We start from the raw sequence: 1,381 nt of genomic DNA, 5'->3' as shown, positions 1-1,381 counted from the left end.
ACGCCGCCTCATTGCCGATTGGTTTCAGAAGAATGCTCTCTGCGAGAGCTGGCTGATGCACCTAAAGCACCATGACGTTCCGCCCCCTCAAGCGATCGAGGCAATGGAGCGGTTTGTTTAGAAGGTTATCGCGACCAAGTCGGCGGCTCGGACGGGCACGTGAAGGAGGGCGCCGATGCAGTTCATGCTTGGGATGCTGGTCGGCTGCATGATCGGAGGAACAATCGGCGCGATCGTGGTCGGGGCCTGTGCAATGGCGGCAAAGGCCGACGAAGACGACCTCAGGCGTCGGTCGCGCGGGAAGCAAGAAGTACCGGAATGTCGAATTCTCTGAAGACGAGATGCTCTGCGTGATCCCCGGCGAAAGCGGCTCGGACGGCCCCCTGAAGCAGAAGCCCGATGAAGCATTTCATGCTCGGGATGCTGGTCGGAGCAACGGTCGGCCCGATCGTGACCGAGGCCTGCGCGATGGCGGCGAGGACGGTCGCGAGACCTCGTCGTCGTACACGGCAAGCATTTCGAGCTGGCTAGCGAGCGCGCTGAGGCTTCGCGAGATGTTTTTCAGCAGGGTGGCTTTGTTGGGCGCCAGCCCAGGAGCCGCCGCCTGTGCGCGGTAAGCCTTAGCCCACTTTCGGTACGCGCGTGCGCTAAGCATGTTGGCCCCTGACCCTTGGCCGGATCAAAATGCCATAGCGGGAACCACGGGTCTTTACAAATTGTAGCAAGGCAATGCGCGGACATTTCAAAATTCGCAAAACCGGCGTCTACTGGTAGCCCGTTCTTCCTGGGGACCCGACGAAGCCGCTGGAACGCCAAGAGTACGAGGTGACATGAGACGACCACACGAGCCTGTTGAACCCATCACCGATGTCGAGCGCGAGGTCGGGCATCGCCTGCAGGCGCTCAGGATCGCGCGCGGGCTCAGCCGCGCCGAGCTGGCGAGCCGCCTCGACACCACCGAGGCCGAGGTCATCGCTTGGGAGACGGCGAGCGAGGTGATTTGAGTCGATGAGCTGACCGACATCTGCAAGGTCCTGCAGATCACGCCAGGCACGCTGCTCGGCTGGGAGACCAAACAGTAAAAGCCAAACTTCACCGCCGATATGAGCAAGCAATGATCAGGAAAAACCAGCGCATCGAGACCCTGCGCGACGCCTTCGCCAAGGCGGCGACGGCGAACGACCCCGAAGCTATGCAGCTCGTCGGCCGCGAGCTGCTCGACGAGTACGACCAGCAGCCGAAGCTGAGCAAGCTCCACCAAGACCATCGCACCATCGTCGCGGGCATGCTGATCACGCTGATGGCGATGGAGAAGCTGAAACAGGATGGCAGCTACGACCGGATGTCGCCGGAGGAGCGCGAGCGGCTGCCGCTCGACCTG

General features: G+C 62.1%; 3 protein-coding genes. All 3 read left to right on the top strand.

Annotated elements, in window-relative coordinates; genetic code table 11:
• The first annotated feature begins 175 nt into the window (after positions 1–175).
• Complete coding sequence (locus tag QJT78_RS51285) at positions 176–334, top strand: hypothetical protein (RefSeq protein WP_155258054.1); 159 nt, start codon at positions 176–178, stop codon at positions 332–334.
• Between the two features lie 496 nt (positions 335–830).
• Positions 831–1,004 carry a helix-turn-helix domain-containing protein gene (locus QJT78_RS51280; RefSeq protein ID WP_135217078.1) on the top strand — a complete coding sequence of 58 codons (174 nt, stop codon included), beginning with the start codon at positions 831–833 and terminating at the stop codon, positions 1,002–1,004.
• 110 nt (positions 1,005–1,114) lie between these two features.
• On the top strand, positions 1,115–1,381 hold a 267-nt coding region (locus tag QJT78_RS51275), incomplete at its 3' end, for a hypothetical protein (protein ID WP_281460881.1).

The sequence above is a fragment of the Bradyrhizobium sp. Mp27 genome, from assembly GCF_029953005.1.
GTDB lineage: Bacteria > Pseudomonadota > Alphaproteobacteria > Rhizobiales > Xanthobacteraceae > Bradyrhizobium > Bradyrhizobium barranii.
Note: the sequence above shows the minus strand (reverse complement) of the source record. Positions and strands in the feature narration are given on the sequence as shown.

What these genes read in the sequence shown, in the direction of transcription:
- QJT78_RS51285 (WP_155258054.1), top strand. Translation starts at nt 176, where the DNA reads ATGCAGTTCATGCTTGGGATGCTGGTCGGCTGCATGATCGGAGGAACA.
- QJT78_RS51280 (WP_135217078.1), top strand. Translation starts at nt 831, where the DNA reads ATGAGACGACCACACGAGCCTGTTGAACCCATCACCGATGTCGAGCGC.